Annotated in this window: 7 protein-coding genes; 5 read left to right on the plus strand and 2 right to left on the minus strand. The window is 40.3% G+C overall.

The window, feature by feature from the left end; all coding sequences use genetic code 11:
• Positions 1 to 375 (plus strand): RNA pseudouridine synthase (locus JZU62_RS00720; RefSeq protein ID WP_295010961.1); only part of this gene is annotated, 375 nt, incomplete at its 5' end.
• 4 nt (positions 376 to 379) lie between these two features.
• The gene (locus tag JZU62_RS00725) at positions 380 to 1291 is read left to right on the plus strand and encodes an RNA pseudouridine synthase (protein ID WP_295010963.1); all 912 of its coding nucleotides are present in this window, start codon (positions 380 to 382) and stop codon (positions 1289 to 1291) included.
• Positions 1292 to 1297: 6 nt separating this feature from the next.
• On the opposite strand, the gene JZU62_RS00730 is transcribed toward JZU62_RS00725, so the two are convergent.
• Both JZU62_RS00730 and ruvC read right to left on the minus strand, forming a co-directional pair.
• Positions 1298 to 3022: a lysophospholipid acyltransferase family protein gene (locus tag JZU62_RS00730; protein WP_295010965.1), complete on the minus strand. Its 1725-nt coding sequence runs from the start codon at positions 3020 to 3022 to the stop codon at positions 1298 to 1300.
• A gap of 511 nt (positions 3023 to 3533) precedes the next feature.
• On the minus strand, positions 3534 to 4040 hold the full coding sequence (ruvC, locus tag JZU62_RS00735; protein ID WP_295010967.1) for a crossover junction endodeoxyribonuclease RuvC: 507 nt from the start codon (positions 4038 to 4040) through the stop codon (positions 3534 to 3536).
• A 108-nt stretch (positions 4041 to 4148) separates the two neighbouring features.
• On the opposite strand from ruvC, the gene dnaA reads away from it, so the two are divergent.
• From dnaA to JZU62_RS00750, 3 genes are all read left to right on the plus strand, one after another.
• A complete protein-coding gene (gene dnaA, locus JZU62_RS00740; protein WP_295010969.1) occupies positions 4149 to 5474 on the plus strand; it encodes a chromosomal replication initiator protein DnaA in 1326 nt (441 codons plus the stop codon).
• Between the two features lie 192 nt (positions 5475 to 5666).
• Positions 5667 to 6734 carry a DNA polymerase III subunit beta gene (gene dnaN, locus JZU62_RS00745; protein WP_295010971.1) on the plus strand — a complete coding sequence of 356 codons (1068 nt, stop codon included), beginning with the start codon at positions 5667 to 5669 and terminating at the stop codon, positions 6732 to 6734.
• Positions 6735 to 6844: 110 nt separating this feature from the next.
• A partial coding sequence (locus JZU62_RS00750; RefSeq protein WP_295010973.1) for an ATP-binding protein occupies positions 6845 to 8127 on the plus strand: 1283 nt, incomplete at its 3' end.

An 8127-nucleotide genomic window follows, 5' to 3' on the forward strand; every position in this document is an offset into this window, starting at 1 on the left:
CGTATGATTGTTCGGGTTCATCCTGAGGGAAAACCCTCCCGTACCTTTATAACTCCTCTGGAGTATTTCCCTGATACCGATACCACCCTCGTCGAAGCTTCACCGTATACAGGGCGCCAACATCAGATACGGGTTCATTTGTTCCACGTGGAACATCCCATTGTCGGTGATCCGATTTACGGACAAGATGCAAATGATGCTGTCCGCTTTTTAGATCGAGAGATGTCCAGCGAAGAACGCTTTTCCAATACCGGTGCATCACGTCTCTTACTTCATGCCCATTCATTAGAGTTTACCTACAATGAGATTCCTTACCATGTTATCTCCAAAGAAGATTTTGTAGCTCAATGTTTTGATGCGATGAAAGCGAAATAGAGCTATGCCGTTCATCACCAAAAAACTCCATTCTCCTGTTCGTCAAATGGCACTAACCTTTTTAATGGATGAATTAGGAATCACTCGGAGCGAAGGACAACGTCTAATTGCCAGAGGGAGATTAACGCAAAACGGTATCGTTATGGACGATCAATTTGGATTCGTTGAGGGCTCTTGTGAGTTCATTTGTTTTGAACCGTCATCCCTCGGATTCAAACCGATGTTTGTCGCTAACGACTTTGTAGTTTATGACAAACCCAGTGGTTTGAGTGTCCATCCCCATAGCCGTCTCTCACCCTACACACTGAACGATGAGATCAAACACGAGTTTGGAGTGGATGCTAACGCAACGCACCGTATCGATCAAGAGACGAGCGGTTTGGTTTTAGTTTCTCGCAATAAAAAAAGTGAGTCTGTTTTAAAAAAGTTATTCTCGGAGCGTCTCATTTCCAAGCGATACCTTGCAATGGTTAGAGGTCATGTAGATGAGATAATCGATATTCAAGAACCTCTATTTCGAATCGATCATCCTAATCTCCTCATCAGCATGGTGGTCAAAGTTGACCCCAAAGGGAAACCTGCCCATACTATTATTAGACCGCTTCATTACTTTCCTGAGCACGATATGACCCTCGTAGAAGCTTCACCGCTTACTGGACGAACCCATCAAATTCGGGTTCATTTGTTCCACGTGGAACATCCTATTATCGGTGATCCCGTGTACGGCCCAGTAGAAGAGGATGTCAATCGGTTCATAAAAAAAGAGTTATCGCCAATTGAGCGAATGAAAATAGGAGGGTCAACGAGACTACTTCTTCACGCCCGTTCGCTTGAATTTGAGTATGAGAATGAGAAATACACCATCGTTTCAAAGAAAGATTTTCTCAAAGAGTGCTTTGAAGCGATGGGGATTTAAAAGATATTACGCAGCGTTATTGATATATCGCTGTCGTTTTGCCTCTTTGATTTTACGAATATCTACCAAAATATACCCATCAATACAGTTATTAAAATCGGTATCAATCCCGAAATCCATAAACTGCACTCCCCCCTCTTCACACAGCTCACTGTATTGTTTATAGAGGGTAGGCACCGATACGTCCAACGCTTTTAGATAGTCCTTGAGCACACGAAAGTCTTCCGTATAGTTCTCTCCGCTGAACAAGTTTTTAAACTCATCTTGGACATATTCAGATAAACGATACGGTGATTTCGCTTTTACCATCGTATGATCCGCACCGAAATAGAGGGTATAAAAATAGACCAAAGCCTCCTGAGCATGTTTGGGAAAACTCCCAGATATGCTCACGGGACCCATCATATATTTGACCTGAGGGTTGTGACTCAGATAGGCACCGATACCCTGCCAGAGATAATCGAGCGCACGACTCCCCCAATATTTTGGCTGTACAAAACTGCGCCCCAACTCGATAGCATCTTCCAATACCGTATCAAACTGATCATTCATACTGCACAGATCCGACATATACAACCCCTCTTTCCCTAACCACGAGAGTATCCACTCACACTCACCGATACGATACGCTCCTGCAATCTCCAGCGCCTCATCATCCCATAATACTAAATGGTGGTAATAACGGTCGTACGCATCGATATCACGCGCATGACCGCTCCCCTCTCCCACTTTACGAAAAGAGTATTCACGGAGCCGTCCGATCTCATTAATGATGTGTGGGGCGTTTTCATGCTCTATAAGATAGATTTGCTTGTTATCGCTTGTAAGACCCAGCAATTCACCCTTGCGAAGCTCCTGACGCAGTTCTTGACGCGATACAGGGTGAGCAATCGAACATTCCGTAGGATATATCCCTTTTTTACCGTGTGCTACACGGAGTAAGTGTTTGCGGAATAGTTTTGCGTGACGCTTTTCGGTGAGGTTAAAATCGCTGAGAGCTTTTTCACTCACCATCTCCCCTATCGTAAAATCAAAAACACGATTACGCGCTGCAAATATTTCATGACTGAGCAACAATCCACCCAACGGTTTGTATATCCATGAGAGCCCATAAAAAAGAGGACTATTTTTCCCTTTAATATAGATAGGGAGGATAGGAGCATTGTTTCGTTTTGCAAATTTTACAAATCCCCCTTTCCATGTAGCTTCTTTGATTCCAAACAAACCTGCGCGGGAAACTTCACCTGAAGGGAAAAAAATAACCGCTTCTTCGCCTTGCAATGCTTTGTCAATTTGTAGCAAAGCATATTTAGAGACTCGCTCATTCATATTATCCACACCGATCATAAACTCTTTGAGCTGCGTAATTTCACCCAACATCCGATTCGCAACAATTTTCACTTTTTTATCTTGACGGACGGAAGATACCATTTGAATCAAACAAAGAGCGTCTAATGCTCCCAAAGGGTGATTCGCAACAATAATTACTTTTCCCATAGTAGGAATATTTTCGATTTGTTTATGAACCGTTTTATACGAAACATTTAAATGTTCCAAAACGGCATCAACAAACTCTAACCCATTTTTTTCTTGGTGAATCTCCATAAAATGATTTATCGACTTTTCATGGAGAAGCAGTCGAATCACTCCTACTATCATTTTATGAATGAGTGTTGGATATCGAAACAGCTGTGGATGCTCTTTTCGTAAAATATACTCTGTACTAACCATTGTGTTACCCTTCTTTAAAAGGACAAATCTTAAAAATGCCCCTTATTTTCGATACGGTAAATCATGTTAGTTTCAGAGTGATTACGTTTTGATTACAGGGATGTTACCCCCATGTTATGGGAAAAGATTTTCATAAAATGTGAATAACTTTTTATAACAGTAGCTTAATCAATTATTAAAGTAAAATATTTCTTTGAAAGTCCACAATATAGGGCTTTAAGTGTAGTTAAAGGTGCATTGATTCAGGGTAGATTTATATAAAAAAATTCTGAAATTAAGAAGATTTATTCTGCATAGAGGGGTAATATAGGGGAAACTTATTCACAACACGCTCACAGTGTGAATATTACATATTTAGAGAAAAATTGAACACTTTTTTCTACTTTCAGAAAACTTTTAATAGCATAACAGAGAGTAACACTTAAGAGGAAGATCAATCTAAAATTATTAAGGATATCTAAGCCTCTTTAGATAAACTTCTGACTTAGCGACCCTCCTGGTGTGTTGGTCGCTATATTATCTTCTTCTCTCTACTTTTTTGATTGATCTCCAATTTTACCCTTTGAGCATGCGTAATTGCTACTGCCATCGCATCGGTAATATCGAGCGGCTTTATCTCTTTGGTTATCCCCAATATTTGTTTTACCATAAATGCTACCTGCTCTTTCGCCGCTTTTGCTTTACCCGTCAATGCTTTTTTAACCTGTAGAGGTGTGTATTCAGCAAACATACCGTGCTCTTGCAATAGTTTTAAGGTAATAGCCCCACGAAACTGTGCGAGTTTTAACACCGTTTTGGGATTGTGGGCATAAAAAATATCTTCCATTGCTACTTCATTAATGGTATGACTTTGAAATAATTGCTCAATCGCTTCGGCGACTTGTGGAATTTGGTATTGAAGCGCTTCCGCTTTTATTTTGATGAGTCCCGCTTCGATTAGACGTAATTTTTGTCCCTCTATCGCTACAATCGCATATCCACAATTACGAGTCCCCGGATCAATCCCCAAAATATTCATACTAATCCTTATTCACACCAGTGAATATCTTCAATTCACTGCTTATTTGATCCTAATTATAGGCAAATATCGGTATTATTACTCAACGTTATTCACATAAGGGAAAAGATGAATTCTATCGGTAAACAAGTTTTAAATGCGCTCAAAGGAGAGATCAATGAAATCGACTACCAACGCTACATTAAACAACTTACCTATGATGAGATTGAATCCAAAAGTAATTTAGCCATTTTTCGTGTTCCTAATGCACTTATTGCAAATTGGGTACGAACTAAATTCGCCGATAAAATCGCCCATCTTTTTGAAATCAAAACCAATATTAAACCCACCGTATCAATTTTAATCCAATCATCAGCCCACTCATCCGTTCAAAACACCACTACGGTAATAAACAGTGAGCGCCCAAGTGGCTCATTACTCAACCCCTCCTACACGTTTCAAAACTTTGTTGTCGGAGATTCCAATAATTTCGCTTTTATCGCCGCCAAAAACGTAAGTGAAAAACCGGGTGTAGTTTATAACCCCCTCTTTATCTACGGCGGAGTCGGTTTAGGGAAAACGCACTTGATGCAATCGGTGGGAAATGTGATGCTCGCTCAGGGTAAAACGGTCATTTATACCTCGGTTGAGCAATTTCTAAACGACTTTACCCGCCATCTCAGTAACCGCACCATGGATCGCTTCAAAGACAAATACCGAAAATGCGATTTGCTCCTCATCGACGATATCCAGTTCCTCAGCAATAAAAACCAAATCCAAGAAGAGTTTTTCCATACCTTTGACGCCCTGCGGAATGAAAACAAACAAATCATTATTACCTCCGATAAACCCCCTAAAAAAATCGGCGGACTCGAAGAGCGTCTCAAAAGCCGTTTTGAATCAGGACTTGTTGCCGATATCCAACCCCCTGAACTCGAAACCAAAATCGAGATTATCAAGAAAAAATGTGAAATTAACCGTGTCAAGCTCGACCGAGAAGTGATCAACTACGTCGCGACGATTATCGAAAACAACACCCGCGAAATCGAGGGGATACTCTCTAAACTCAATGCTTATTCACAACTGATGGGAGTCGATATCACCATTGAATTTGCCCGAAATGTTCTCAAAGAACAAATGGCAGAAAAACGGAGCAACATTACCACCGATCTCATCATGGAAACCGTGGCAAAAGAGCTTAATATCAAACCGAGTGAAATTCGCTCAAAAAGCCGAAATAGTAACATTGTCTATGCTCGTCGCATCGCTATTTATCTCTCCCGCTCACTCACCCCGAACTCAATGCCGCAACTGGCACAATACTTCGGAATGAAAGATCACACCGCCGTCAGTCACACCATGAAAAAAATTCAAGAGTTGATGAAAAACGACGAAGATTTCAGAGTTAAAATCGAAGAACTCTCCAATAAAGTTTCTGTTGCAACCCCTGAATAATATTTTGTGTTTGTAAAGCCCATTTAAAAAAGCTATAATTCGTAACAAGTGAATAAGTGTGAATGAAAATGAGTTGGTTCATCACACTTGAATAACAGGAGAGATGGGCGTTTGTGGTGTTTTTTCACCCATTCACACCCCCTTATTACTACTATTACAATTAATGCTTATATATAATAAAAGGAGTCTTTTATGAAAATTACCGTTGACAAGTCGGTTTTGGAAAATATCCTTCTCCATCTTCAACCTTTTTTAGAGAAAAAAGATACATCGCAAATCACCTCCCATATTTTGCTCTCAACTGATGGGAGAACTCTCTACGCTAAAGCAACTGATTATGAAATAGGTCTTACCATTCAAACCAATTCGGTTAGCGTAGAAGAACCCGGTTCCTTAACCGCTAACGGTAAAAAGCTTTTGGACATTATTCGCATCCTCAAAGATGAAGAGATAGAGCTAACTCTTGATAAAGATACCCTTCTTATACGTCAAAAAAGATCAAACTTTAAACTTCCTACCTATAAAAGTTCTGAATTTCCAGCTTTCCCAACAACCGATGGAAAACCGAACATTGCAATCAACTCACATCTTCTAATAGAGTCATTGAAAAAAATTACTCCTGCAACCGATACCAATAATCCAAAGTTTGAACTTAACGGAGCTTTGATTGATATCAAAAGCAACCAGATTAATTTTGTCTCAACCGATACACGACGCCTTGCATTGGTTCACATTGATAGTCACAGTGACGTAGAACTCTCTATTATCGTCCCAAAAAAAGCGATTATCGAAATTCAAAAACTTTTTAATGATAACATTGAGATTTATTACGATAACACTCATCTTATTATCAAATCGGAAGATTCCCTTTTTTATACCAAACTCATTAACGGTAAATTTCCTGATTACAGTAGAATTATTCCTAAAGAGGCTCAACGTATCCTAACCCTCCCTAAAAGCGTTATTGTGACCGCTATCAAGCAGATTACGACGATCTCTAACGATTTGAAGCTTACTATTCAAACCGACTCAATTTTGTTTGAGAGTTTAAGTGATGATAACATTGAAGCAAAAACAACCGTTGAAATTGAAAACGGATTTGAAACACCGTTTATCCTCGCGATCAACAGCCGTTATATTCTTGATTTCCTGTCCCAAGTGAATTCAACCGAATTTACCCTTGAAGCTAATGAATCGAATCAGCCGTTTGTGTTAAAAGATCAAAATTTTAAAACTATTGTTATGCCAATAGTTATCTAATCTTCATTTTTTTATAATCCCCTTTTTAGGGGTTCCCCCTCATAAAACCTCTTTTTTAGTTTAACTTCGCTAAAATAAAGCATTAAACACGCTTAAAAGCTGGAGTAACAATGGAAAATTACGGTGCTAGTAATATTAAAGTTCTCAAAGGTCTCGAAGCCGTTCGAAAACGACCCGGTATGTACATCGGTGATACCGGTCATAGAGGTCTTCACCATCTAATCTACGAAGTGGTTGACAACTCAATTGATGAAGCGATGGCAGGTCATTGTGATACGATTACCGTGACATTAACCAAAAACGGTACGGCAATGGTGAGCGACAACGGTCGCGGTATTCCGACTGATTTACACCCCACTGAGGGAATCTCTGCGGCTACGGTTGTTTTGACCGTACTTCACGCCGGTGGAAAGTTCGATAAAGATACCTATAAAGTCTCGGGCGGTTTGCACGGGGTTGGGGTATCGGTTGTTAATGCACTTTCAAGTGACCTTAAAATGACTATTTTCCGTGAGGGTCAATCGTTTGAACAAAATTTCAAATGCGGTATTCCTCAAGAGCCGTTAGCGGTAACAGGAACAACGCGTAAACGTGGAACAACCATCGAGTTTTTTCCAGATCCTTCGATCTTTACCGAAACCATTATTTTCGATTACGATTATCTAGCAAAACGATTCCGTGAGCTCGCTTATCTCAATCCACGTATTACGATTATTTTTAAAGATGATCGTAACGGCGCAAATAACACATATCACTTCGAGGGTGGTATAAGCCAATTTGTTACCGATGTGAATAAAAAAGTAGTCGTTGCGGCTCCATTTGCATTCAGTGATAAAATCGAAGATATCGAGATGGATATTGCTATCATGTATAACGATAGCTACGACGAAAAAATGTTTACGTTTGTCAATAACATTAATACTCCTAACGGAGGTACTCACGAAGCGGGTTTCCGTGCGGGACTTACCCGTGTTATCTCAAACTATAACAAACAAAACGGTAACGCCAAAGAGAAAGATATCCCACTCTCAGGAGAAGATGTTTCTGAGGGTCTTATCTGTGTTGTCTCTGTTCGTGTACCGGAACCTCAGTTTGAGGGTCAAACCAAAGGGAAACTAGGAAATACCTATGTAAGACCGTTGGTTCAAAAAGTCACCTATGAGAAACTAACCAAATATTTCGAAGAAAACCCGATCCAAGCCAAAGCTATCATCCAAAAAGCCCTTATGGCGGCACGCGGACGTGAAGCGGCGAAAAAAGCGCGTGAGCTAACACGACGTAAAGATGCGATGACGGTAGGAACCTTGCCGGGTAAACTTGCCGATTGTCAAAGCAAAGATCCATCGATCAGCGAATTGTATCTGGTGGAAGGGGACTCTGCGGGCGGTTCGGC

It is taken from the genome of Sulfuricurvum sp. (assembly GCF_019163035.1).
GTDB lineage: Bacteria > Campylobacterota > Campylobacteria > Campylobacterales > Sulfurimonadaceae > Sulfuricurvum.

Excerpts from the sequence above, each read along its gene's own strand:
- JZU62_RS00725 (WP_295010963.1), top strand. The coding sequence starts at position 380 with ATGCCGTTCATCACCAAAAAACTCCATTCTCCTGTTCGTCAAATGGCA.
- JZU62_RS00730 (WP_295010965.1), bottom strand. The coding sequence starts at position 3,022 with ATGGTTAGTACAGAGTATATTTTACGAAAAGAGCATCCACAGCTGTTT.
- ruvC (WP_295010967.1), bottom strand. The coding sequence starts at position 4,040 with ATGAATATTTTGGGGATTGATCCGGGGACTCGTAATTGTGGATATGCG.
- dnaA (WP_295010969.1), top strand. The coding sequence starts at position 4,149 with ATGAATTCTATCGGTAAACAAGTTTTAAATGCGCTCAAAGGAGAGATC.
- dnaN (WP_295010971.1), top strand. The coding sequence starts at position 5,667 with ATGAAAATTACCGTTGACAAGTCGGTTTTGGAAAATATCCTTCTCCAT.